General features: G+C 40.3%; 19 protein-coding genes, 1 other RNA gene and 1 pseudogene. 6 read left to right on the top strand and 15 right to left on the bottom strand.

The genetic code is table 11. The features are described from left to right. Positions 1-53 precede the first annotated feature (53 nt). The 9 genes and pseudogenes from D7V32_RS17800 to ssrA form a co-directional block, all read right to left on the bottom strand. Positions 54-783, bottom strand: a pseudogene (locus D7V32_RS17800) (restriction endonuclease subunit S); the annotation flags it as partial. Between the two features lie 315 nt (positions 784-1,098). Further along, complete coding sequence (locus D7V32_RS12250) at positions 1,099-3,786, bottom strand: DEAD/DEAH box helicase (protein WP_120403141.1); 2,688 nt, start codon at positions 3,784-3,786, stop codon at positions 1,099-1,101. 22 nt (positions 3,787-3,808) lie between these two features. Next, a complete protein-coding gene (locus tag D7V32_RS12245; protein WP_120403140.1) occupies positions 3,809-5,584 on the bottom strand; it encodes a site-specific DNA-methyltransferase in 1,776 nt (591 codons plus the stop codon). A gap of 451 nt (positions 5,585-6,035) precedes the next feature. Beyond that, positions 6,036-7,193: a hypothetical protein gene (locus D7V32_RS12240; protein WP_120403139.1), complete on the bottom strand. Its 1,158-nt coding sequence runs from the start codon at positions 7,191-7,193 to the stop codon at positions 6,036-6,038. Positions 7,194-7,256: 63 nt separating this feature from the next. After that, positions 7,257-7,577, bottom strand: coding sequence for a hypothetical protein (locus D7V32_RS12235; protein WP_120403138.1), 321 nt, complete (start codon positions 7,575-7,577; stop codon positions 7,257-7,259). Positions 7,578-7,591: 14 nt separating this feature from the next. Next, positions 7,592-7,810: a hypothetical protein gene (locus D7V32_RS12230; RefSeq protein WP_120403137.1), complete on the bottom strand. Its 219-nt coding sequence runs from the start codon at positions 7,808-7,810 to the stop codon at positions 7,592-7,594. A gap of 298 nt (positions 7,811-8,108) precedes the next feature. After that, the gene (locus D7V32_RS12220; RefSeq protein WP_147394224.1) at positions 8,109-8,900 is read right to left on the bottom strand and encodes a hypothetical protein; all 792 of its coding nucleotides are present in this window, start codon (positions 8,898-8,900) and stop codon (positions 8,109-8,111) included. A gap of 2 nt (positions 8,901-8,902) precedes the next feature. Then, positions 8,903-10,132 (bottom strand): tyrosine-type recombinase/integrase, encoded by a 1,230-nt coding sequence (locus D7V32_RS12215; protein WP_120403134.1) that lies wholly within the window; start codon positions 10,130-10,132, stop codon positions 8,903-8,905. 175 nt (positions 10,133-10,307) lie between these two features. Then, positions 10,308-10,666, bottom strand: a transfer-messenger RNA (tmRNA) gene (gene ssrA / locus D7V32_RS12210). Positions 10,667-10,796: 130 nt separating this feature from the next. On the opposite strand from ssrA, the gene glpK reads away from it, so the two are divergent. Continuing rightward, entirely contained in the window at positions 10,797-12,281 is a 1,485-nt protein-coding gene (gene glpK, locus D7V32_RS12205; protein ID WP_120403133.1) for a glycerol kinase GlpK, read from the top strand. 60 nt (positions 12,282-12,341) lie between these two features. Here the strand turns inward: glpK and D7V32_RS12200 are convergent, their stop codons facing one another. From D7V32_RS12200 to D7V32_RS12190, 3 genes are all read right to left on the bottom strand, one after another. Further along, positions 12,342-13,868 carry a DHA2 family efflux MFS transporter permease subunit gene (locus D7V32_RS12200; RefSeq protein WP_120403132.1) on the bottom strand — a complete coding sequence of 509 codons (1,527 nt, stop codon included), beginning with the start codon at positions 13,866-13,868 and terminating at the stop codon, positions 12,342-12,344. A 6-nt stretch (positions 13,869-13,874) separates the two neighbouring features. Further along, on the bottom strand, positions 13,875-15,023 hold the full coding sequence (locus tag D7V32_RS12195) for an HlyD family secretion protein (protein WP_120403131.1): 1,149 nt from the start codon (positions 15,021-15,023) through the stop codon (positions 13,875-13,877). Positions 15,024-15,267: 244 nt separating this feature from the next. Continuing rightward, on the bottom strand, positions 15,268-15,768 hold the full coding sequence (locus D7V32_RS12190; RefSeq protein WP_120403130.1) for a thioesterase family protein: 501 nt from the start codon (positions 15,766-15,768) through the stop codon (positions 15,268-15,270). Positions 15,769-15,868: 100 nt separating this feature from the next. On the opposite strand from D7V32_RS12190, the gene hemB reads away from it, so the two are divergent. Next, the gene (gene hemB / locus D7V32_RS12185; RefSeq protein WP_120403129.1) at positions 15,869-16,882 is read left to right on the top strand and encodes a porphobilinogen synthase; all 1,014 of its coding nucleotides are present in this window, start codon (positions 15,869-15,871) and stop codon (positions 16,880-16,882) included. A gap of 89 nt (positions 16,883-16,971) precedes the next feature. Next, positions 16,972-18,093 (top strand): NAD(P)/FAD-dependent oxidoreductase, encoded by a 1,122-nt coding sequence (locus tag D7V32_RS12180; RefSeq protein ID WP_120403128.1) that lies wholly within the window; start codon positions 16,972-16,974, stop codon positions 18,091-18,093. Positions 18,094-18,204: 111 nt separating this feature from the next. On the opposite strand, the gene D7V32_RS12175 is transcribed toward D7V32_RS12180, so the two are convergent. Continuing rightward, on the bottom strand, positions 18,205-19,104 hold the full coding sequence (locus D7V32_RS12175) for a TIGR01777 family oxidoreductase (RefSeq protein WP_120403127.1): 900 nt from the start codon (positions 19,102-19,104) through the stop codon (positions 18,205-18,207). A gap of 64 nt (positions 19,105-19,168) precedes the next feature. Further along, a complete protein-coding gene (locus D7V32_RS12170) occupies positions 19,169-19,618 on the bottom strand; it encodes an ABZJ_00895 family protein (protein WP_120403126.1) in 450 nt (149 codons plus the stop codon). Positions 19,619-20,063: 445 nt separating this feature from the next. On the opposite strand from D7V32_RS12170, the gene D7V32_RS12165 reads away from it, so the two are divergent. The 3 genes from D7V32_RS12165 to D7V32_RS12155 all read left to right on the top strand — a co-directional run bounded on the left by D7V32_RS12165 (position 20,064) and on the right by D7V32_RS12155 (position 25,437). Then, on the top strand, positions 20,064-20,441 hold the full coding sequence (locus tag D7V32_RS12165; protein ID WP_120403125.1) for a VOC family protein: 378 nt from the start codon (positions 20,064-20,066) through the stop codon (positions 20,439-20,441). Between the two features lie 136 nt (positions 20,442-20,577). Next, positions 20,578-21,831 (top strand): exonuclease SbcCD subunit D C-terminal domain-containing protein, encoded by a 1,254-nt coding sequence (locus tag D7V32_RS12160; protein ID WP_120403124.1) that lies wholly within the window; start codon positions 20,578-20,580, stop codon positions 21,829-21,831. Between the two features lie 9 nt (positions 21,832-21,840). Next, a complete protein-coding gene (locus D7V32_RS12155) occupies positions 21,841-25,437 on the top strand; it encodes an AAA family ATPase (RefSeq protein WP_120403123.1) in 3,597 nt (1,198 codons plus the stop codon). Between the two features lie 52 nt (positions 25,438-25,489). Here D7V32_RS12155 and D7V32_RS12150 read toward each other — a convergent pair whose 3' ends face one another. Beyond that, positions 25,490-26,290: a thioesterase family protein gene (locus tag D7V32_RS12150; protein WP_120403122.1), complete on the bottom strand. Its 801-nt coding sequence runs from the start codon at positions 26,288-26,290 to the stop codon at positions 25,490-25,492. Between the last annotated feature and the right edge of the window lie 94 nt (positions 26,291-26,384).

The following is a 26,384-nucleotide window of genomic DNA, read 5'->3' as shown; positions in this document are numbered from 1 at the left end:
TTTCATTCGCCTTACCGTAACAGATATTATTCTTACTCTTTCAAGGAAAAAAATTAAACAAACATCTGCTGCAACAAGCCTTTCTTCCACTGTTTCGCTTGTTCAATTTGCTGTACCGCCACTTCAATTTTTTGATCAATCACAGATAAGAAATTAGCGATTTTGGTTTGTTCTGCTAGGCAAGGGACTTGTATTTCCAAGTTTGATAAATCTTCTTTTACAAAACCTTTAATAGAAGTACCTTGGTTCATTTCTAATAAATACGGTATTAAAGACTTAATTAGATACGCAAAAATATTGAGTTTCCATCTGTTAAAGCTAAACTTGTAAAATCTTGGCTAGTACAAATTTCATGTGGTGCCATTGCAACTTTACCAACACCCACACGAGAAACAATGAGCATACTATTGGCAGGAACTAATTTTGTTGCGGATTGATTCAAAGCATTTTCTAAAATAAATCTTGTGATATTGATTTTGAATATACGTTGATCTATTAAATCAGAACTTGAAATCCAAGGAATAGTACCTTCCCAAAACTCACTATTTTCTTTTGATGGAGTACCCCACCAATAAACTTACCTGTTTGACCTAAAGTCGTTTCCTCCCACACCCCCAACTCACTGCCATCATCCACTTTAAATCGAATCTGCTGACTGAACAGCTTTTGCATCATGCCTTGTTTATATTGGCTTAAAAGGCTGCTTTTTTGGCTAAGTTGGCTAATCTTTTCATCCACTTGCGAAAGAAAAGAAGCGATTTTGTTTTGTTCTTCTAAACTAGGCAAATCAATCTTTAATTCTGCAAAGTTGGACTGTCCAAGTGTTTTATTGCGACCCGCACTGCCTAGATAGGCAAGAAAAAAGGCTTGAACCCTTTAGATTCAAGCCTTTCATCTACTATTTAAAAACATATTTGGGTATGTTTTGTTAGGAATATGGTGATGGCGTCAATTGAACTAAACACACAATCACATGTTTTATATGAGTTTTTTAATTTAAATAAAATCATGTGATACATATAGTGATACAAAACAAATAGTTTTATCTAATCTGACCATTATCAATGTTTAGTCCAACTATCCTTCAAGCCTACTTGTTTAAAGATTTCTAATTACCGTCAATATCTGATTAAAGGTATAGGCATTATCTAAATCAGTCTCTTTTTCAAATACCATAAAATACTTAAAGCGATAATTAGATGAAGGATTCATTGAGTTTGCAAGATTTGCCCATGTATTTCCTAAATGAAGCTTATATTTTGAATCTGAACCATCTAGCATATTTCCTTTTGTTTCCAATAAGATGATATGTTTGTTCTTCGTCATAATAATAAAGTCAGGGTAATGATTATTTAAATAACCATTTATTGCAAAGCCTTTTCCTCTATTTAAATTACGATGCCACCAATAAATATTGTCTAACCCTACTAATTCGGTAATAAAGCTTTTTTCAAGACTATTGGCATCTGCTTCTTTCTCATAAAGCTGAAACTCATACGTCAGCGGTAAAACAGAAGGATTTGAAAGTTTAGATGATAATTTAAATGATGGTTGAGCTTTAACTTGGGAGCTATTCACGAAAAATTTAAATTGTTCCGAAGCAAAGTTATTCATCAAACTATCAATTTTTTCTTTGAATAGAGAGGCAACTTTAGGTAAGTTTTTAATCGAAGAAATACGCTGTTCTCTTGTCCAACTTGTTGCTATCTTTCTGATATACATTCTTAAATCAGCATCATCAACAGGATAGAAGGCTTTTTTAGAGAAACTATTAAAAATAGAGCTTTCTATTTGGCTGATTTGGCTAGTATCAGTCATTTGAGCGACTTGTTGAATTAAATCTTGAATGTCTTTTTGCTTTAAGCGACTAACAACTAAAGTACTGTCATTACCATTTTCCGCCTCATCAACATTTAATTGCCAAATATCATTTTCAATATTATCAATACGGATATTAGAGTCTTGATTCGCTAATTTAAAATCCTTCAATAAAAAGGCTCTTTTTAAGAGTTCATTGTGATCTTCATCACTCTCAAAGAATCCATTATTTTGAACTTTGATCACAAATTGAGGAAGTTGTAGATTTAATGCTTCTTTCTTAAACTCATCCTTCATTTTGTAATCATTCATTTTTATTTTTCCATTTTTTACGCCGTCTTGCTGTTCAACTTCTTGGCGATTTATATCTTCTAAATCTTGTTGTTGAGCTTCATTTTGATAAGTCGTTACGACATCAGCGATTTGATTTAAACCATCATTATTCTCCGTGGTAGTCGTCGTATTAACCTTATTTTCATTTGGCTGGATATTGCCATTATTAGATTCACTGTTATTTACAGGGGTAATCGTACCTATATTTTCTTGAGGTGCTAATTCAAATGTAGAATTGCCACCTTGACCTCCATTATCAACTACTCCAACTTCATCAGCAGGCGCTTTAATATCTTTACGCCCAAAACCAATCATCTCTAGATTGCTTGATAGCTGTTCCAATGTAGCATTAAATTTTTTCGAGGCTGTAATAACATAACTACACTCTAAGGGAATTTCTTTTTGCTTACGTGCAAAAGGTTTACGCAATACTCGCCCTAGTAATTGAGTTACGTCTGTTTCTGAACTCCTATTTGCAAAGGTCGCAAGAATATACGCAAATGAGCAATCCCATCCTTCTTTTAAAGCATTGATCGTAATAATGTACCGAACTTCACAATCATCTCTCAGTAAATCAATGCCTTTTAGTTCATCTATATTTGCTGTCTTGATTTTAATTTGTTCTTTTGGAATGCCCAAATCAATCAATGTTTGACGTACTTTCTCGTAATCTGTCGAATCATCATTGGTTTTAGATTCCGCCTGTAGCAATACAATTGGGCGTACATAGTCACCACCATTTTTATGCTGTTGAATTGCTCTTTGTTCTAAGCGTTCACGCAAAACTTTAGCTTCTACAAAAACAGATTGTTCATCCTCCTTGTTATAAACAATAACAGGGAGCTTCACCATGTCTTCTTTAACCAAAGCTGTAGCGTTTACATAGCTAATAACATTGCTATTTTCTTTAGGTGTAGCGGTTAAATCCAAAACAAAACTTGGATTTAAATTATTCAGCATATCTGTTGAAAGTTTGGTATTCGCATTATGGCTTTCATCGACAATCACAACAGGACGCATACGCCGTAATGTATTGATCAAAGATGTACTATCAAACTCGTTTAAATCTTCTGCGGTATCTTGAAACTCAGTAAAACTAGCTAATGCACCATTTTCTTTAAAGGCACGACGATTATCTTTATTCGTTGATTTTAGAGCATCAAAGCTCATTACAATAATATTTAATGAGTCTTGTACGCTATCTCGGTTAAATCCCGCACCTGAAATAACCTCATCACGCTCAAATACATTGATTCGTCCATTGAATAGACTTTTGAGATGTAAGTGGTATGGGTGGCTTGGGTCTTTTAATGCTTTTGCTGTTTGTTGCAAGATGGATAGAGAAGGTACTAACCACAGTACTAATTTTGATTTGTCGCTGATATAGCTTTGCATAAAATCAAAAAGAGGTGCGATTGCATTTACGGCAATAAATGTTTTCCCGCCCGCTGTAGGTACTTTAAAACAAACATGCGGACATTTGGCAATATGGTTGGTATATGTTACGCCTGTGATGCCCGATTCACGCCAATAACTACTAAAAGCAGTAATCATATTGCCATTATTTTGTTTAAGGTGATCTAGATAGTTTTCTAGGTCTTGAATAACTTTTCGTTGATAACTATTTAAATTCACAACATATTTCCTTTATCAACGATTAGAAGCGTAAAATGTCACGTGGAATACGTTTAAACGTAATACCATGATCTTGCATAAATTTAGTTTCTAATACGCATTTATCTGCGTAAATTACATATTGGCTTGGGCGTTGCTTAAGTTCCCGTAAATTTAAACTACCTAGAAAGCCCAAATCCAAACTCGTTACCGCATTTTCATCATAGTTAAATAACCATAAAGTTTGTTCATTTACTCCCAATGCTGATGGAGAAATATTATTTTCAATTGGAAGTTGTTGCTCTAAAGGAATTCTTTCACTGTATGACACATACTGCCGAATACGCTCAATACCTATAGACTCATTTAATAACTCATTTTCTAAAAATAATGGTTCGCCAAGCTCAAAAAATTCAAATGAACCGCCCAAGCCATCAATTTTCGTTTTGCCCTCACCATAACCGTTCATCACTCGACGTACACGTTCAGCAGTGATAGTTTCTGCATAGTCCATCATTTCACTAAGGATAAAACGTCGGTTACCACTATCCTCATTATTTAACTTTAAAACAGCATGAGCAGTAGTCGCACTACCAGCAAAACTATCCAAAATTAATGCATTTTTTTTATGCTGAGTAGCAATTTGAAGAAGATAACTAATAAACTCTATAGGTTTAGGATATGTAAATTCTAAGCCCATTCTTTTAAGCTCTCCTCTCATTCTTTCTGTCGTTCCAAATCCTCTTAAAACAGATAAAATATTGCTTGGTTGTTCAACTATTTTTCTATACCTAATAGCTGAATTGGCATTTATATAAAACTCTATGAGCTCCCCCGAATCATCCATGATTGGTTTAAAATCATTTTTCACAAATAGATCAAGTTTTTTTCTATTTGCAAATCCGCCATATACTCTACAATCTTTTACAACCTTCCCATCTTTTATTATTAGATCATCTATTTTTACAGGCAGACCAGAAGATTTTTCAATATCATATTTTATTTTCACTGAGTCTGAAATTTTCTTTTCAAAGCTCGTAATTTCAAAAAATGTGGCATCTAATTTTTTTGCTTTGTATTCCAATGTATCAACAACGGCAGGAAATCCCTTTGGAATCAAAAAAATTGCAGGTGGATTTGCAGGGTTATTTTTATTAATGTTATTGTCGGCAAATCCTTTCCACAAATTACTATCCTCTCGGGTATTGGGATCAATCACATTTCCTATTGCATCACTCTTATAATTAGAATCTGCCACATACATTAAAACGTATTCATGGTTCACTTTTATCTCAAATTGATTATCTGTATTTCCTTCTGTATTCCAAATGAGATTAGCAATAAAGTTTTTAGCACCAAAAATTTCATCGCAAATAAATTTTAAATTTAATAACTCATTATCATCAATACTAATAAAAATCACTCCATCTTTTGCAAGTAATTTTTTTAAAAGTTTTAACCGTGGATACATCATACATAGCCATTTATCATGACGACTTAGATCATCTCCTTCTTTTCCAACAACTGTGTTTAGCCATTTTTTAATTCTTGGATCATTTACATTGTCATTATAGACCCATTTTTCATTACCCGTATTGTAAGGAGGGTCAATATAGATACAATCTACTTTTCCTTCAAATTCAGGAAGTAAACTTTTCAAAACCGCTAAATTATCGCCATGAATAATTTTGTTATCGGCTGAATTATTTGTATTTTTAACCTTAGACTCAAAATTATATTTTTTATCAAGCACATGAAAAGGAACATCAAGATGATGATTCACAATTTTCTTTTTACCAAGCCAAGATAACGTAGGCATTTTTCAGATCCAAATAAAATTTCATAAACCGCCTGATTCATCTGAATACAGACAGGAAAAAGTTAAAGTTATATGGATTATAACTGACAGAAAAATGTTGTAGGGCATGTACAAAAGAAATAATTTTTAATCGCTAAAAAATGACACTTTGCTTTCAGCTTAGAATCACTTCTGAAGTATAAGAACCTTGAAAAATACCCAATTTTTATGAATGCTCTCCATATACCATTTTTCAAATTCTCTAGGACTTCGCTCATTTTCTCAAATAATAAGTTAAATTTTTGCTGAAATTTGGTTAAATTATGATGAAGTAAATATTAAGTTCCTTGTATGAGTTGTATCTATATAGGGTATATAAGTTATTAGGCAGATAACTTCTCTAGATAACGCCGTAACCCATACCGTATAGGGATTCTAGCGTTATCTACACATAAATTCACTTACAGCAATTTTACGAATGGTGATTGAAATTTTTTGCTAAATTACAAATTGCATTCAGTGCTAATTTATTTAGGTCTGAATTCATCTCAATATCTTTTGGAAGCGCCCTGTAATTCCGACTTGCATCCCGATAAGATTCATTTTCAATTCCAAAGGCTTTAACAGTTTCGGCATATAATTGTTTGGCTTCCAAACTTGTATGTTTCTTTAACTGAGTAAAGCGAATGCCCTTAAAGCAATCAAGCAAAATCCGTTTGAAATTAACAAGTCGATTATCCATCTTCGATAAGACGTTAACTTTTACATTCTTTTCCGCTCGAATCCGCCATTCAGATTCAGGCAAAGATCGACCATTATGATCCGTCTGTTTTCTATACAAATGCCAATACTCATCGGCTAACTTGTGATTGATACCAATATTGTATCCATTTTCAATTTTGCTATGCAGAATAATGGGATCAGAAGGAATAGGCGTAAACACTCCTGTCTGCGCTTTAAAGAGCCGTAAATTATTGGCACTGTTCGGTAGCTTCAGCGACTTTAAAAGGGCTGTAATCAAAGCTATGTGCTTATAACCGTAGAAGTCTAAAGCCACTTCAACTTCAGTGATTTTCAAACTTTCTTTGATTAAACCAAAATGATTCAGGTAAGCTATCCGTTGATTAATAAGATGATTCGAGTTCATATCATGTAGGCGAATGATATAGCCTTTTCCACATTCCTTAATGTAATGGCGGATTTTTGTTTTTTCGGTCAAATATTTTTTTATATCATGTCTTGAACATTGCTTTTCAACTTGAAAGTAAATATCAACAAAATCAACACATGCTTTTAGCTTGATATTCATCGCCTTAAAATCATAACTATGAATATTGGAGAAAATTTTAGTTTCCATCCGATCTGCATTTTTAGCATTATCTGCATACCGTAATTGCATATCTTTGATAATTAAATCCAATTCTTCATTTGAAGTATAAATACTTAACTCCAAATATTCTTTCGTTGGTACTGCTTGCGTTGATCTAAAATTTAAATCAGCAATTTTCTCTTCTATATTTTTAATTTCATTAAAGTAATATTGACTGAATGGATCTACAAAATCTAATTGATCAAGTCTTTCAATCAATTTTTGGCATTCCATGTTTAATGAATTTAGCTTACTTAGCATGAATTTCACCTTGTATAATAAAAAACGGCTCAATGAGCCGCTTCTGTTTTAAATGTCTCGGAATTAACTTTTAATGTCCCAACAGGTTTTTGCCATTTCCGCCTCATGCCATTTAACAACTTCTTGAAAATTAGCATCCTCAGCTTTTTTATATTGTTCAAAGTAATATTTATCAATTTGTTTCACTAAGTCAGCTAATGTATCAGTATCAATTCCTTTAGCTAAAGTCTGCTCAACTAAATCTTTAGGAAATTCAATTTGCAATTGATTCCAATCAACCATATTGAGCCAATCATTGAATAGATTTTCGGTTGTCAGTTTTTGAAATGTTTCCGCACCAACAGCCAAGCCAAGTCGTACGTTTAATTTATCGATAAAACTCATTGTGAATTCCTTTATTAATGGGTATGTGTCATTGAACGAATAAATGCTTTTAGCGTTGTTTCGCTATACAGAATTTTTCCGTTAATTTGTTTAAATTTGAGGGTGTAAACTTCTTTTGAAGTTCGGTTATTGGCTAAAAATGACGCCCATTGCTTTACCGTTTTAAAGGGCAATTTATTAGCCAAGTATTCGGAAGCTTGAGGTCTAGTTAGCCATATGGGTTCAGCAATCATGATGGCAACTTTCTTTTGTTATGCCATTCAACTAAATCAGAATGCGAAAAAAATACAGGGGACTGGCGAGTATTCCCCAACTTAATTGGGCGGGGAAATGTAGGGTCTCTTAGGATTAAAACCCGCAATGTATCTCTTGATACATCTAGCATCTGACATGCTTTTCGATAGGAAATTTGAAGGGGTTGCATTGAATGACTCCATGCTCGTTGCGATGGCGTCATACTGATTATTAATATTCTTTTTGAAAAATATGTAATTGTGTAAACCATCGGTCTACACAATTAATTGTTTATTTTTAATCCTTTTTAAGCTTTCTAATCCCTGGATTTCTTGCTTTTTCATCAAGAACGCAACCAATCCATCTTTTCATGTATTCAGCCTTATCTGTTTGATTAGCATTGAATTCATTCATAATAGCTATAACTTTATCAGCAATATCTACAGCTTTATATTCACCTGTTTGGAGTGACTCTACATATTTAGCAATAATTCTTGCCATACCTCTCTTATCTCGGGCATCTCTTTGTTTTTTTTGATTCCCTTCAAGTACAGCACAATCATCAAAGTCTTCATTTGTTGAAATTTCAGTTCCATCTAAAACCGAACTTAAAGTATTCATAGGTATATATAGGCTATTACATGTAATTTCTAATATTATTTCTGACTGGTCATAATAATCCATCATGTCTACTTGCCAACATGGAAAGCTTAAAGCTTCTTTTTCAGGTTGTCGGAAGACTAACCTTTCATAAATATCCTTTGGTAAAAAAATAAATCCATCACATTCAATTTCTTTACCATAAAGTGATTTACATGCACAAATTGATAACTTTTCTAAATCACCAGACATTAAACTATTCAATTTATTACTTTCAAAAAGCTCTACATATCGAATATCTTTATGAATCTTTTTAATAGCTATTTTGTCAGCGCTTTTCACATATTCACCAACATAAAAACCATTAGCAAGAGCAAAAAGTGGAATTTTATTCTCTATAACAAGGTCAATAATTTCAACATTATCAACATTGCGTTTGTATAAATCGCTTAGCTTCAATTTAAGCCCATTAAAAGATAAAAATTCCAATTTCAATTTGCCTTCTTAAACTGAATTACTTTCATATCCGCCAACTCTTCAAGATAATCGGCATACCACTGCATTAAACGTGAACGATCTTCTAAATACTGTGCTTTGTTATATACCCCCGCTACACCATCTTTTACGTGAGCAAGTGCAGATTCAATATGACGCTCATCAAAACCTTTATTGTTCAATATCGTACTTGCAATATGTCTAAAGCCATGTGGCGTTTGATGCCCTTCATAACCAAGACGGCGCAATGCCATAATAAAGACCGTGTCCGATTTTGGCTTATTCTTATCTGATCGACTTGGGAAAAGAAAGTCTGATTCGGAATGAATGCTTTTAAGCTCTAAAAGTAGTTTAACCGCTTGCTTTGATAATGGAATAGTATGCTCACGGCGTTTCTTCATACGAAAGTCAGGTATCGTCCAAAGTGCATGTTCTAAATCAAACTCTTCCCACTTTGCCTCACGTAATTCACTCGGACGGCAAAACAACATTGTTAGAAGCTGTAAACCGATACGGCTATCTAAAGTGGGATAATTATGGATCGCTCGCAGTAAGGCAGGTAGTTCATTTTCAGACACATGAGCCATATTTTCTTTTTTCCCTTGAATCAGGTATTTCTGCATACCCTCTAAAGGGTTGTAATCAATCCGCCCTGTAACTTTTGCATAATCATAAATGTCTCGACACATAGCACACATACGTTTCACTTGTTCATAAATCTTTTGCTCAAGTTGAATACGCTTTAAATGTTCCATCCATTCAATCGGTCGAACTGAAACAAACAGCCGTTTTCCGAACATTGGGAAAATATGCTTTTCTAATGCACCTTTATTACGTGTCATTGTGTCAGCCACCCATTGCGTCTGTTTTGTGTCAAGCCATTCACGGGCTAATGCTTCAAAGGTAGCGTTATTCGTTTCGAGTTCTTTAATCTTGCGTTCTTGTTTGCTAACAATTGGATTTTCGCCGTTACCAATGTCATTCAATAATTCTTGAGCTTTCTTTCGTGCTAACTTCCCTTTAATCGCAGGGTATCCACCTAAACCGACCCATGACCATTTTCCATCAGGTTTTTTATAACGTAATTGCCATGACTTGTTCCCGTTCTTTTGAACGAAAAAATACAAGCCATTACCATCTAGTTCCCGATAGTCTTTATCTTCAGGTTTTAGGTTTTCCAACACAGTATCGGATAAAGGGCGCTTTTTAATATCAGAACGCTTCATTTGTATCACAGTGGTTTCAATAATTTATCAATGATACACGATGTGATACATGATACAAACTTATATACTCGGTTAAGTTCCGTTATGTTTAGGCAAGAAAAAAGGCTTAAACCCTTTAGATTTAAGCCTTTTCACTTGATATTACGTCATATTCAGTTATATCAAGTTAGGTATTTGGTGGAGATGGCGGGAGTTGAACCCGCGTCCGCCAGCACTACGCTCGAGAATACTACATGCTTAGATATCGTCTATTGTTTTAACTCTTTGTGACCCGACGAACAGGGTACAAATCGCGATCCTCTAAGTTTAGTACAAAGCCCCGAGGCTTGGCTTTATACGGACTTGTGTGCTTGCGCTTCAGTCGGGATCTCTAACCACAAGTATTCAGAGATGCGGACAAGCTGCCCTTAGGCAGCTAGAGCGTATGATTCGTCGTTTGCGACTAAAAAATGCAAATTTGATTTACGAGAGAAAATGCGCTCTCGACATGCATCTATGAGTTTCATCACCAGCGTCGAAGCCAGAAACATCCCCAAAGTAAGAGCAATCATAGCATATCTGCTAAAAAATACGATGTATTTTCTGCATAATTACACTTTTGAATGCGCTTAATTACATAATTGCGCTAATATTTTAATTTTCAAGACTTCAAAAGAAAAAATATATGAGCTATTTACTTGCACTCGATCAAGGAACAACGTCTAGCCGTGCGATTATTTTTAATGAACAAGGAAAAGTTCAGGCAACAGCTCAGCGCGAAACACATATCCAGACGCCGCATTCAGGCTGGGTGGAACAGGACGCTCAAGAAATTTGGAGCTCACAGATTGCTGTTGTGCAGCAAGCCTTAGCCACGGCGCGAATTCTTGCCAAAGATATTAAAGCCATTGGCCTCACCAACCAGCGTGAAACCACTGTCGTTTGGGACAAACGTACAGGCAAGCCGCTTGCTCCTGCTATTATTTGGCAAGACCGCCGTGCCGCAGAGTGGTGCAATCAGCTCATTCAGCAGCAGTATCTAGAACGTATCCATCAAAAAACTGGCCTCAGAATAGATCCCTATTTCAGTGCTGGCAAACTGGTCTGGCTACTTAACAATATAAATGGGCTGCGCGAACTGGCAGAACAAGGACATGCCGCCTTTGGCACGATTGACAGCTGGCTCATTTGGAACCTGACTCAAGGCGCTGAACATGTCATTGAGGCCAGTAATGCCTCACGCACTATGCTGATGAATTTACATACTCAAACCTGGGATGAAGAGCTGCTGCACTTATTTAATATTCCAGCCTCTGTACTGCCTAAAATTATCAGCTCAGACAGTTATGTCGCCGATACTGCAGAAGGACTGCTTGGCGCAACTATTCCAATTACCGGTATTTTGGGTGACCAGCAGTCTGCGCTCTTTGGACAGTCGTGCTTTGAGGCAGGTACAGCAAAAAATACCTATGGCACAGGCTGCTTTACCTTATTTAATACTGGGCCAGAAGTGCAGTTCAGCACCAATAAACTGCTTTCTACACTGGCTTGGAAGGTTGAAAATAAAAGTACTTTTGCACTCGAAGGCAGCGTCTTTATGGCAGGCGCAATTGTGCAATGGCTGCGTGACGGCTTAGGTATTATCCACTCCAGCGCAGAAGTAGAAAAACTGGCCCGTCAAGTTGAACATACCGATGGTGTTGTACTCGTTCCTGCATTTACAGGATTGGGAGCGCCGCATTGGGACAGTGAAGCGCGCGCCCTGCTCTGCGGGATGTCACGCGGTACAAACAAATCACATATTGCCCGCGCAGCTTTAGAATCTATTGCCTTTCAAGTCTCTGATGTTTTAACCGCCATGCAGTCAGACATTTCCCAGCCCTTAAAAGAACTGCGTGTCGATGGCGGCGCCAGCCAAAATGATATGCTCATGCAGTTCCAAGCGGACATTTTAAATGTTCCTGTGCTGCGTCCTAAATTACTTGAATCTACCGCATGGGGGGCTGCCGCTATGGCGGGACTAAAATCAGGCGTATTTTCCAATTTAGATGAAATTGCGCAATCATGGCAGCTTGAACGCGCTTTTGAACCCAAAATGCAAAATGATGAACGGGAAATGCATTTGCATAAATGGATGGCCGCATTAAAGCGCGCTAAATCAGATTTATAAAATATCTGAAAAAAGAACAAACTGCTTTTTTAAAAAGCGGTTTTTTTAATACACTCTGTATTAATGTGCATGCCCTCCAGCCTCGACCACTTTGGGCCGCGGACAGAACCAAATCATGATTGCAGCACTGATGAACACCATCGCCAGCAATAAAAATACATGGTTGGCTGACAAAGTCAGTGCTTCTTTATCTACTAAACTGGAAATATAGCCCAAAGCGCTCTGTGAGCTCATACCTTGCTGCATCAGAGCCGCTTGCGCATCCTCTGTATGCAGGCTCCCTGCCATATCCGCACGGGCAATTTTTGTATGATCATCCCAAATTGTCACAGCAATAGATGCGCCTATTGCGCCTGCCATGGTTCTTAAGAAGTTCATTAAACCCGCTGCGGAAGCCATTTCATCAGGTTTAACCGATACCAAAGCCATATTTGAAAGCGGAATAAAGAAAAACGGTACAGCAAAACCCTGCAGAATTTGCGGCAGCGCTAATGCAAAAAAATCTGCATCTGTGGTCCAAAAAGACCGCATTAAAGTGACACCACCTAAAATACTCAAACCAAAACTGGCCAAAGCGCGCTGGTCATATTTTGTAGCTAACTTTGCCACCAACGGAGACATGGTCAAGCTGCCAAAACCCATTGTGGCCGTTAAATAGCCCGCCCATATTGCGGTATAACCTAAATTGATCTGCAGCCACTGCGGAATAAGCACAATACTGCCAAAAAAAGCGCCAAAACCCATGGCCAAAGCCAATACCGAAATGGTAAAACTCTTATAGCGAAAAATTTGGATGTTGACGATAGGATGCCGTTCCGTCAGCTCCCAAACCGTAAATACAACCAATCCGACCAGCGCAGTTAAAGCCAATACCACAATAAATGGGCTATTAAACCAGTCCCGCTCATGCCCCAAATCCAGCATCAGCTGCAATGCGCCAATCCAAAGCACCAGCAGAATTAAACCGCCTCGGTCTATTTTCAGTTTGGCCGTTTCAGTTTCAGCAGGCTTGAGTAAGTGCGCCGCTGCAATTGCACAGGCAATTCCCACAGGAATATTAATAAAAAAGATCCAGTGCCATGACATATTGTCACTGATCGAGCCGCCTAAAATTGGCCCTAGAATTGGCCCAACCACGGTCGTCATTGCCCACATGCCCATGGCTTGAGATTGTTTCTCCGGCGGGAAAATACGCAGCAGCAGCATTTGGCTTAAAGGCATAATTGGCCCGCCAAATAGACCTTGGCCAATTCGGCAAAATACCAGCATTTCTAAACTGGTCGATAAACCGCACAAAACCGAAAAAACAGTAAAACCGATCAGGCTAAATGTAAAAACACGTACACCGCCAAAACGTCCAGCCAGCCAGCCTGTTAACGGCACACAAATCGCTTCTGCAACTGCATAAGATGTAATGACCCAAGTCCCTTGTGAACTGGATACCGCCAAACTGCCTGTAATATGCGTAATGGATACATTGGCAATGGTCATATCCAGTACAACCATAAAGTTAGCCAAAGCCAAAACAAAGGCCGCCAGCATCAGCTTGCTGCCTTTTAAATCACCATAAGGAACATAGCTATTCATAAGCGATTACTTCGCAACGTTAACTTTCGCTTCCATCGACAAGCCAACACGCAGCGGATGCTCAGCCAATTCTTTTGTATCTAACTTAATTCTTACTGGCAGGCGCTGAACCACTTTAATCCAATTTCCTGTCGCATTTTGTGCAGGAATCAAGGCAAAAGCAGAACCAGTACCGCCAGAGAAACCGACGACTGTACCTGTATACTCCACAGCATCACCGTATAAATCAGAGGTCAATGTTACTTTTTGCCCTGCGCGGACACGCTCAAGCTGGCTTTCTTTAAAGTTAGCATCGACATACAGCTGGGCAATTGGGACTACCATGAGCAAAACAGTGCCAGGTGCAACACGCTGACCAATTTGAATTTTTCGGTTAGTCACTACCCCGTCAAAAGGCGCTTGAATGACTGTGCGCTCCAAATCCAATTCAGCCTGTTTGACTTTCGACTGAGCAACCAAGACGTCTGGAGCTGAATGTTCATTTGCCCCCTGAATAAGCGCATTATTGGCTGCCAAATTACTTTGCGCTGCTTTTTGCGCAGATTTTGCTTGGGCAAGCCCAGCTTGCGCGACATTAAATCCAGCTTGGGCATTTTGTACTGCACTGTGTGCTGTGCTTAATTCCTCTTTGGAAATTGCCCCTGATGCGCTCAGCTGCTGACGGCGATTCAACTCATCCTTGGCTTTGTCTAAATCGGCTTTCGCTTTTTCAACTTGCGCTTCGGCACTGTGAATTCCGTCATCGCTGACAAAGACCTGTGAATTTAATGCACTGCTGTTTGCCGCTGTCTGTTTATACTGACGCTGCGCCTTAAGCAGCTCAGCTTTGGCTTGCGCTAAAGCAATTTCGGCATCCCGTGCATCAACCCGTACCAAAACATCGCCTTTTTTCACTTGCTGCGTATCGCTAACCAGCACCTCTGCAACTTGCCCTGTCACCATTGAAGTCACAGAAGCAGTTTCAGCACCGACATAAGCATTATCAGTAGAAACGGTATTGTTAAAAAACAATTTCCAAATGACATAAAGCATGACAGCCAAGATTAAAATCAGCGCAACAAAGCTTAAGCCCTTTTTACGTTTAGCTTTCATCGCCTCATCACTCGGCTGAACCGCTGTTTGAGTATCTGGCAGTGTATTTTGAGCATCTGTCATTGATTTTTCCTAAATCCTGCAGACTTGGTCAGCCGGCAGCATTTTGCTTTTGCAAAATCGGACATTTTTGTCCTGTATGGTGTCGATGAAAAAGTCATTTCTTTAAATTTGACGCATTTTATAGCGAGATAATCACCTACTGAGAATTTAAATGTAACTATTCAGTCTTTTTTCTTATGGCAGCAATCATTTTATACATGATGCTGCCCATTTTTTATTATTTCCGCTGAAGCTTAAGCGAATCTTAATAAGCGTATGATGCAATCGCCGTTGCAATTGCCTTGCCCTCATCATTGGTCATTGTCATCCGCATGGTGCAGCCTTTACGTCCTAAACGGAGTGTTTCAGCACGGGCAATAAAATACTGGCCGCGGCCTGGCGCTAAATAATCTACACGCATATCCACGGTCGCTAAACGGGAAACTTTCTTGCTGGTTTCAAGCAAATCTTCCGGTGCCGCTTTTTTATAAAGTTCAGCCATTGCGGAAATGCCGCCAATACTGTCCAGCAAAGTTGCCGCTACACCGCCATGCAAAATTTGAAATGCCACATTGCCAATCAGGTTTGCGCCCATTTCTACATATGCTTCAACCTGACCGTCCGCCACCCGCATCTGCATGCCGTTATGCTGGTAAAAAGGAGAACTGTTAAAAGCTTGGCAGATTTTTTCTAAAATACTATTGATGTCGATCTCTGAACCCGAACCAATATCTCCTGTCCAACTTTTTTCCATACTGCTTGTCATTTACTCGAGTTCCTTACTGCAAAAATCTATTACTTTTCACCCAAAAGGCATTTCTAGGGCTACAATACCCTAAAGTTTAAGACTGATCATTGAGATTGTTATGACCTATACGTTCAATCGTCCAGCATTTCCTGCCACCCGCATGCGCCGCATTCGTAAAAATGACAAACTGCGCGCCATGGTTCGTGAAACTCAATTGACGGCTGATCACTTGATTTATCCGGTATTTGTATTGCCCGGTCAAAATCAGACTCAAGATATTCCAAGCATGCCAAACATTCAGCGCTTATCTGCTGATTTACTGCTAAAAAAAGCAGAAAGATTAATGGAATTAGGTGTCACTAAACTTGCATTATTCCCTGTGACCCCGCAAGAAGACAAAAGTCTGAACGCGGAAGCGGCTTGGCGTGAAGATGGTTTAGTACAAAATACCGTTCGCCTGCTGAAAAAAGAATTGCCTGAAATGGTGCTTATTACAGATGGCGCTCTTGACCCATATACAACACATGGTCAAGACGGCATTATTGATGACACGGGCTACGTGCTGAATGATGAAACGGTTGAATGCCTAATTAAGCAAGCATTGAGCCATGCAGAAGCTGGCGCAGATGTCGTTGCGCCCAGCGATATGATGGATGGCCGTATTGGCGCAATCCGTCAGGCTTTAGAAGCCAACGGCCATATATATACCAATATCATGGCGTATTCTGCGAAATATGCTTCAAGCTTTTATGGCCCTTTCCGCGATGCGGTGGGCTCTTCAAGCAACCTCAAAGGCGGCAACAAATACAATTACCAGATGGATGTCGGCAACCGTGCAGAAGCGCTGCATGAAATTGCATTGGATATTCAGGAAGGCGCTGACATGGTTATTGTCAAACCGGGTATGCCGTATTTGGACATTGTGCGCGAAGTAAAAGATACGTTTGGCGTACCGACTTTTGTGTATCAAGTCAGCGGTGAATATGCCATGCTGGCTGGCGCTATTCAAAATGGCTGGCTATCTGAAAGCGTAATTATTGAATCACTGATGAGCTGCCGCCGCGCAGGCGCAGACGGTATTTGGACATACTTCGCAGAAGATGCTGCGCTTATGCTGAAAGGCATGAAATAAATCCTGAATCAGCCTTCCTCCAATAAGGGAGGCTTTTTTTATTGCAGAAACACTTCACATATTTAAACCTGAAAAATAGGTTCAAACAGATGCATATTGCCATTATTGGTGCAGGAATCAGCGGCTTGCTGTCTGCACTGGAACTGCTTGAGCAAGGCTGCTCGGTCAGTATTTTTGATCAGCAATCCGCAGGCAAAGCCGCCTCATGGGCCGGCGGCGGCATTCTCTCCCCCATGTATCCATGGCGCTATCCGCAAGCCGTCAATGATCTCGCCAAGCATGGCAAAACGCTGTATCAATCTTGGAATACAAAGCTATTGCCAATTTCAGGCACTGACTTTGAAATTCATGAAACGGGCATGCTGATTTTTGACCGTGATGATTTTGATATCGGGCTGCACTATGCAGAAAAGCATAATGAACCCATGCAATATTGTGAACATCTTAAACAGCAGCAATTACAGCAAATTAACCCGCGTGTTTCGGCTCAGCTGCAAGAAGCCATTTATTTCCCTCAAATCGCTAATGTACGTAATCCGCGCCTGCTGAAATCCATCATCACCTATTTAAAACTGCATCCAAAAGTGCAGTTCCATGAAAATATCTGGATTGACCGCTTTCAAATACAGAGTGAACGCATAAACGCCATTCAAGCCTCAAATGGCCAGCGCTTTGAAGCAGAACAGTTTGTGATTGCCACAGGCGCTTGGTCTGAACATTGGTCACAGCAGCTGAATCTCTCTATTCCTGTTGAACCTGTACAAGGTCAAATGCTGCTGTTTAAAGGGCCTGAAAACTGGCTGCCCACCATGTGCATGAATGACGTCATGTATCTGATTCCACGTAAAGATGGTCATATTGTCTGCGGTTCAAGCATGAGCCATTTAGGTTTTGACAAACGGCCTTCCATTCAAACGCAGCAAAATATTTATAAAGCCTCTCTAGCAATGGCGCCTGAGCTTGCCAACTTTCCAGTTGTGAAGCAGTGGGCAGGGTTAAGGCCAAGCTCGCCAAGCGGTATTCCTTATATTGGCCAAATGCCAAACCTAGATAATTTATGGGCTAATTTTGGCCATTACCGTAATGGCTTATGCATGGGGCCAGCTTCAGCACAGCTGCTGCGTCAGCTGATGCTGCAGCAGCCGACTTTGACAGATCCTGCTGTTTATGCGCCTGCTCTACAGCTGCTGCCGCAAGCTGTCAGCGCATAGTGTTCATTTTGGGCAATTTGCCTGACATCAAAAAGCCTTGCTTGACAGCAAGGCTTTTTGATTGGGGTGATCAGGCAGAACCTTACACGCTGTTTTTGCAAAAAATCATGATTAGAACAGAGACTTAAAAGCCTCCTTTAATGTGCTGTATTTAAATTGATATCCTGCATCCGTCAAAGCCTTCGGCTGTACATATTGACCATTTAAAACCAGCTGCGACTGCTCTCCCATGGCCAGTTTCATTAGGCTTGCAGGCAGGCTGAACCATGTTTTTATACCCAGCTGCTGTTCGGCTGCTTTTACAAATCCTGCTTGGTTTACTTTTTCAGGCGCAGTCAAATTAAAAATTTGCCCTGAAGGATTTTTAGTCATCAAAAATTCAATTGCCTGCAGCACATCTTGTATATGCACCCACACCACAGGCTGACGGCCATGCCCAATTTTGCCAAACATACGGATACGAATCGGCAGCAGCATTTGCGGCAAAATTCCGCCTTTGCCAGACAATACAATGCCTAAGCGAATGATTTTGGTATTTTGTTGTGTATATTGCAGCGCTGCCTGCTCCCAGCGCTGACATAATTCGGACTGGAAAATTTGCTGCGGCGGGTTCTGCTCTGTACAAACCGCCTGCCAATGCTCTTGTGCATCAATACCATAATAACCAATCGCAGAACCCGAAATAATGCATTTAGGAATGATCTTGCGGCGCTGCAAATAGCGGTATAGATTTTCTGTCGTTTGCACACGGCTATCAATCAGCTGCTGTTTACGCGCAGCCGTCCAGCGCCCTTGGCCAATTCTTTCACCCGCCAAATTAATGACATAATCGATTTTGTCAGTTTTTAATTCGTCAAACTGAGAAACCCACTGCATATCAGGATGCGGTGACACTAGATCTTTTTTACGGCTTAAACCAATCACGGCATAATCTTTTTCTAAAAGATATTGAACAAGCTTTGAACCAATAAACCCGCTCGCACCTGTGATTAACACCTGCTCTTTATGCATATTTGGATCTCTTTTTTCGCTCGGCTTCAATATCTATAAAATAAGATCCGCTGCAGTTCAAGCTTTATTCAGCGCCAAACATTTTAGAGGCCATACGCTTAGCTTGCGGGCCATAAAACCAAAAGGTTAATAAATATAATGGAATTGCCAGCAGCAAACACATAATCAGCACCAAACTCATAAACTGAGGCTGCTTAAGATACAGTACAAAATTTTGCCAAACTTCTGGATCCTTGCTAGCAAACCATGCAATACCTAACAGCTGAAAAGCAATGTTATACAGCCAAAAGATGAAGGTAAAACCCAAAGTCATTTTTTTACGTTCCTGCTGCGTCGGCGCCCGCTGAGTGCGTTTTAAAAAAATAAAGAGCACCCAAATCATGGCCGCAATATAAGGCACTGCTGTCAAAATACCGCCCACACCCATCGGCAGCAATGCTGCCAGCACACCGCAAATCCAGCTTAATACTAAGCAAATAATAAAAAATGTGACAAAATAACGAGTTAGTGACATCTGAGTGATGACCAAAGCAATAAATTCAATTCAGTATAAAAAAAATTAAGTTTTTTTTCATTTTATTGTCAACCTTTCTGAAGCTCGCAGCGTTATATAGGGTACAAGGTCTGTAGCAACCGATGATTTGTACTGGCATCCACAATGTTTCGGTGACCTTTTCACTTAAAGCAATAAGCTTCATTTCAGGTTTGTGCGTTTGAATAGCAGCCGAACCCAATACCTGAAATCATTTTTTTGACCGGCGATTTCACCATCACTCGAATCGCCGGTCTTTTATTTTCTGCGGTATTTAACTTTTCTCTTCTTTCCTACTGCCGCATGACCCAAATCTCATAATTTAAAATCTAAATAGAATCACAGCCTTTACAGAAAACAGCCTTACGTCTGAAAAAAATCACGCTAAGATCAATCTAGTTTCATCCTTCAGCAGGAGCTCTTCCTCATGAACGCTGTCATTTATTTTGAAATCCAAAGCTCTGATCCAGCACGCGATGTTCAATTTTATTCAACTGTTTTTGGCTGGACGTTTACCCTTGCTGAAGGGCTGCCTATTCAGTATTTTCAAATTCAAACATCCGGCATCAATGGCGGTTTACTCGAGCGCCCGGCTCAAATACCGCCTGTCCACTGCGGCACCAACGCTTTTACGTGTTCCATTGAAGTTGAAAACTTTGATGAAACAGCGGCTAAAATTTTAGCGAACGGCGGTCAAGTGGCTATGGAAAAATTCGCCATCTCAGGGAAATGCTGGCAAGGCTATTTCTTAGATCCTGACCATAATACTTTTGGCCTTGTGCAAGTTGACGAACAAGCGCAATAAAATGCATCAATGCCTCTATTCATTGGATCATGTCATTCACGGCTTTGTTTTATGCATAGTTAGTGAACAGCCAGCAGAATATTGAACTTTTGTGATACTTTAGAGCCCAATCAAATCTTTTGATTTTAGGGCTTGCATGACTGTTCGTTTTTTTCATACTTCAGATTGGCATTTAGGACAATTTTTCTATAACCACTCGCGTGACTACGAACACGAACAGTTTCTTCATTGGTTACTCGAACAAATAGAACAAAAGCAGCCGCATGCCCTGCTTATTGCAGGCGATATTTTTGATGTCATCAACCCAGCTTCCAGAGCGCAAAAACAGCTGTATCAGTTTTTAGCTGATGCACATGAGCGTGCTCCGCATATGCAAACCCTGATGATCGCAGGCAACCATGACTCAGGTTACCGTATTGAACAAGTTGAGCCATTATTAGAAAAATACCATGCCAAAGCTGTAGGTGTGGTACATAAAAATAACAAAGGTCAGCTCGATTTAGACCGCCTGCTCATGCCTATTTATGATGAACAAAAAAATATAGTGGCATGGTGTCTGACTCTGCCTTTTTTACGGGCTGCCGAGATCACCGGTTTAAATGATGAAACGACCAATAGCCAAAACGCCATTGCCTATGTGCATCAGCAATTAATTGCGGAAGCCAAAGCACGTAAAAGCGCAGATCAAGCCTTAATTTTAATGTCCCATGCACACATGCAAGGCGGTGAAACGTCGGACTCAGAACGCCCGATTATTATTGGCAATGAAGAAGCGCTTTCGACTGCACTATTTGATGATGTGATTGACTATGTGGCACTCGGGCATTTGCATAAACCGCAGAAGGTCGGACAGACCCATATCCGTTATAGCGGCTCACCGATTCCCCTGTCGTTTAGTGAAATTAATTATAAACACCAAGTGCTTGAGATCAGTATTGACCCGACTCAAACAGATGAATCACGCTTTCAAATGGAGTCCTTAGCGATTCCGCGCAGTGTGCAATTGCATCGAATCAAAGGCACAATTCCAGAAGTTTTGGCACAACTATCTGCTTTGGCGAGCGGTGAAATTGAAGATATTGATCAGCGTGAATATGTCGAAATTGAATATCATACCGACACTCCGCCAGCACCTAATTTAAGACAGCAGTTTGAAGAAGCTTTAGCCCCGAACCGTTATCGTTTGGTGCGCATCAGCCGCCGTTATTTAAATTCAGATCAAAATAATCAGCGGCAAGCCGCAATTAACCTTGATCCGCCCACGCCTGAAAAATTATTTCAAAATCTTTGGGAAAAACAAGGCTACGGTGCGGATGACACCGTAATGAAAGATTTTTTAAGTTTGGTCGATGAAGCACAAAAATCACTTGAAGATGATGCGAACGCTTAAGGAATTGCCATGAAAATTTTATCTATACGCATTAAAAACTTAGCATCTTTAGCGGGTGAGCATTTTATTGATTTTGAATCTGAACCTTTAGCCAGTGCAGGTTTAGTGGCGATCATCGGCAAAACTGGTGCTGGTAAATCGACCATTTTAGATGCCATGTGTTTGGCACTGTTTAACCGTGTGCCGCGTTTAAAAGACAGCGATGGTAAACTGATCGATGTCGATGGTTCAGAGCTGCCAACCAACTCACCGCAAACCGTATTGCGCCGCGGTACAGGCCAAGGCTTTGCCGAGCTCAGCTTTATTGCTCAAGACCAAAAAATCTATGCTGCGCGTTGGGAAATTAAACGTGCCCGTGAAAACCCAAATGGCAAATTGCAAAGTGTACAGCGTTCACTAAAATGCTTAACGGATGGCAGTGTCGTTGCTGATAAAACTAAAGCGGTTGAGAGCCAAATTTTACGCATTACTCAGCTCAGTTTTGAGCAGTTCACCCGTGCCGTTTTATTGGCTCAGTCAGAAGTGACCGCTTTTTTAAAAGCGCGTGATAACGAGCGCGGCGAGCTGTTGGAATATCTGACCAATTCCAGTATTTTTGGGAAAATTGGTCAATTGGCCTTTGAAAAAACCAAGCAAATTGCCAATCAGCGTAAAGAGCTGGAAAATGTTTTAGGGCATATTGAGATTTTATCGGATGAGGATCTGGCCTTATACACGGCGCAATTTCAAAGTCATGCTGATACTTACCAAAAACTTGACAGTGAAAAGCAGCTATTGCTCAAACAGCAGCAATGGTTTCAACACAAAGACAAACTGATTGCGGATATTCAGCAGCGTGAGCAATATTTGGCTGTTCAGCAGCAGCAACTGGATGCTCTGCAGCCGCAGAAGCTGCAATTGCAGCAACTGGAAAAATTCGCCTCAATCCGTCCAAGCATCATTCAACGCAAGAATTTAAATACTGAAATGGTGGCGCTGCAGCCTCAATTGGCTCAAGCACAGCAGCAATTCATCGCTATTGAAATTCAGTTTAATCATGAAAAATCGCAATTTGAACAAATTGATCTGCAGCAAAAACAGCAGCATCAATTTGAAGTGGATCATCAAGATCAAATTGATTTAGTACGTGCGCGGATTGCCGACCGCCGAGTGCTAGGCGATCAGCTCATTGCTGTGAAAGATGAACTCAAAAGACTGCAAGATCAGCATGCCCCGCTGCTTGAATCCGAACAGCAATTACTACAAGTACAGCAGCAGTTAGAACAAAATTTAGCACAGCAAAATACCCTACTGCTGCAAACAGCACATTTCCAAGTTTTAGATGAAGCACTATCTGCACATCTCAGCCCATTACAGCGCTTTATTCAAAGTTATGTGCAATTTGAGCAGCAATATGGTGATGTCGCTCAAGCCACGCAGCAAGTCGCTCAAAAGCAGCAGCAGCTCGAACAGCTCATTCAGCAATTTGGGCAAGACCAAGCGCTTAACGCTAAAATTACAGGCTTGCGCACAGCGCGTGAAGACTTATTACATCGTCTCAATCAGTTGGATGTGACCAAGAGTCATTGGCTGCGTTACCATGCTATTTATGTTGAACATCAACAAAAGTTGCAAGACCAGCACCAACTGCAAAGTGATCTCGCTCAGCATCAGCAGCAACTCAGCACAGCTGAAACTGAGTTTCATGCACAAAAAGCGGCTCGAGAGAGTTTGCAAACTGTATTGCAGCAGCAGCGATTACTGCATGCAGAAAATATCGAACAGCTCAGAGCTAATCTGGTTGCGGGTGAAGCATGTTTGGTCTGCGGCAGCACCGAACACCCATATACACATAACCAAGATGTGCTTTCCCATGAACTTTTAAAGCTGCACGAACAACAGGAACAGCAAGCGCTAGCGCAAGAAAAAGCAGCCTTTGATGTGTGGCAGCAACTGCAAAAAAAATGCACACAGCAGTCCACTGCATTTGAAACCAATGCACAGCAACTCACCGCTATCAGCACGCAACAGAGCAATGCCCAGAGCCAGCTTGAGCAATCACTTCATGCACTGAATATTCCATACGATTTAAATTCAGATTTAAGCTTGCTTGAAACGGCTATAACGCATCATATTGCACAAACACAGCAGTCTTTGCAGCAAACAGAAGCTGATTTAAAAATCCATGAACAGGCGCAGCAAAACAGCCATACTTTGTCTCAAGACATTCAGCACACTACACAGCAGCTGACCGATGTACAGCATGCTGAACAAAATATTCAGCCTATTTTGTCTTTATTCAATGACACTGAAAAACTCGCATGGCAGCAGTTGACCAGCACCGCTGCTGAACAAATTTATAATCAATTACAGCAAAGACTTAACACGTTAAAACAGCGTAATGAATTAAACACGCAACTGAATCAAAAAACACAGCAGCTGGAACAGGCGATACAGCGCACAAAATTCAGTCAAGAGAATATTGCAGCAACTGAAAAACGAATTGCGGCGCTCTTAGCAGAAGGTAAACAAAATAGCGATCTTGCAATCCAAGCTATTTTTACCATGACCCAAGTGACTGTTGAAAAACCGCATGAATGGTTATCACAGTTTGAGCAAAACCGACAACAGCTGCAGACTCAGTTTAATATGGTCCGTCAACACTTTGAGCAGCTGCGCCAAGCCTTTGAAACGGCACAAGCAGCACTGCAAAAATATCAAGCCCAGCAACTACAATTGCAAAATCAACAAGAAGCTGCTGCTCAAAGTATTCAACAGTGGTTAGCACTGCATAACGATTTTAATGACACCCTGTTACAGCAGTTCGGTGAAATTACACATGAGCAAGAGCTGCAACTGAAACAGCAAATTATCGCGGCTGAACGTGCATATAGCGATGCACAATCTGCCAAAAAAACATTGGATGAGCAATTACAGCAGCACTTAACACTGCAGCCTGAAATCACATTTGAAGCCCTGCTTGCACAATTACAAAGCTTGGTTGAACAAATGACCCAAGTGATGGAACAGCGTGATGAGGTGAAACTCAAACTTGAAGTACATCAGCGCAACATCGCAAAACAGCAGCAATTTGCCGAACAGATTCAACAGATCCAATCTGAAGAGCACCGTTGGAATAAAATTTCGAGCTTAATGGGTGACGCAACGGGCAAAAAATTCCGTGATTTGGCGCAGCAATATAACCTCGATATTTTAATCGAATATGCAAATCAGCAATTGGCGATGCTATCTCAGCGCTATACCTTAAAACGCCTTGAAAACTCTTTAAGCCTAGCCATTGTCGATCATGATATGGATGGTGAAACCCGCTCTGTCTCTTCGCTTTCAGGCGGTGAGTCGTTCTTAACCGCGCTCGCTTTATCCTTAGCCATTGCCAGCATGGCATCAGGTACAACAAAAATTGAAAGCCTGTTTATTGATGAAGGCTTCGGTACGCTCGATGCATCAAGCCTGCATATGGTGATGAATGCGCTGGATCAGCTGCAAAACCAAGGGCGTAAAGTGGTGCTGATCTCCCATATTCAAGAAATGCATGAGCGCATTCCTGTACAAATACAGGTGAATCCTGTGGGCGCTGGCGCAAGTACTATCCAAATCGCATCTTAAATAAAAAGCCTGCTTCAAGCAGGCTTTTTATACTTCTTTGATCATCTAAAATTTACTTAGCCAATGGGCGCAGCGTTAATATCTGTTCACTGCGTCCAAACGGGCCTTGTAAATCATGCAAAATCGCACTGCTTAATCCAATTCCATCTGTTCCATATTGCTGAACCGTTTCCAATCCAAGCCATTTTCCTGCCGGCGCACGGTGCAAATGAATCTGCAAATCTAAGTTTGGAAAGCCCCATTTCATGGGGAACCCTTGCCGTGACACAACACCATTCGCAGTGTCAACTAACCCCATGAGACGGACAAAATCTGCTGTTGCTTTCCCTTCAACCATATCATATGCAGTCGTTAGCCAAACAATACCTTTGCCAGCCCGCCGTTCATGGCTTCGCGCTTCAATCGACTGAATAAACTTGCCTGGCCATTGATAGATACCTTCCCAAATTGGCGCATTTTCAGGCCCCAAAACTTGATGATCTTCAACGCCGCTTATCTCTGCTGAGTTTTGCGTCATCATTCGCCATGTCCGTGCCGAAATGCAGCTTTTACCCTGTACCCGCATTTCAGATTCAATCAGCTCAATCGTTTTGCCAGGACGGATCACTTGCGTGATGATTTGAAACTCGCCAGCAGGAATTAAACCTAAGATATCGAGGCTGATGCGCCCAATCCGCATCCCTTCACGCGGCGAAAATTGATTTAATTCCTCACAAATGATGCCTGCAGCTGGCGCCATGTGCTGCTCATGCGCATTCCATGCGCCCTGAGCTAAATCTGTCGAACGGTAATGTGCCGTGACACGGCCTTGCGCGTCTATGTCACGCTGAATCAGCTGATAATATGCAGTCATGAACGTCCCTATTTGTCCAAATGTTGAATTACTTTAATATCAAAAACATCTTGATTATTTTGTACTCAACTTTCATGTAAAGTTCAAATTTTAA

It is taken from the genome of Acinetobacter tianfuensis (assembly GCF_003611465.1).
Lineage (GTDB): Bacteria > Pseudomonadota > Gammaproteobacteria > Pseudomonadales > Moraxellaceae > Acinetobacter > Acinetobacter tianfuensis.
The sequence above is the reverse complement of the archived record's forward strand: the minus strand, read 5'-3'. Positions and strand labels throughout refer to the sequence as shown.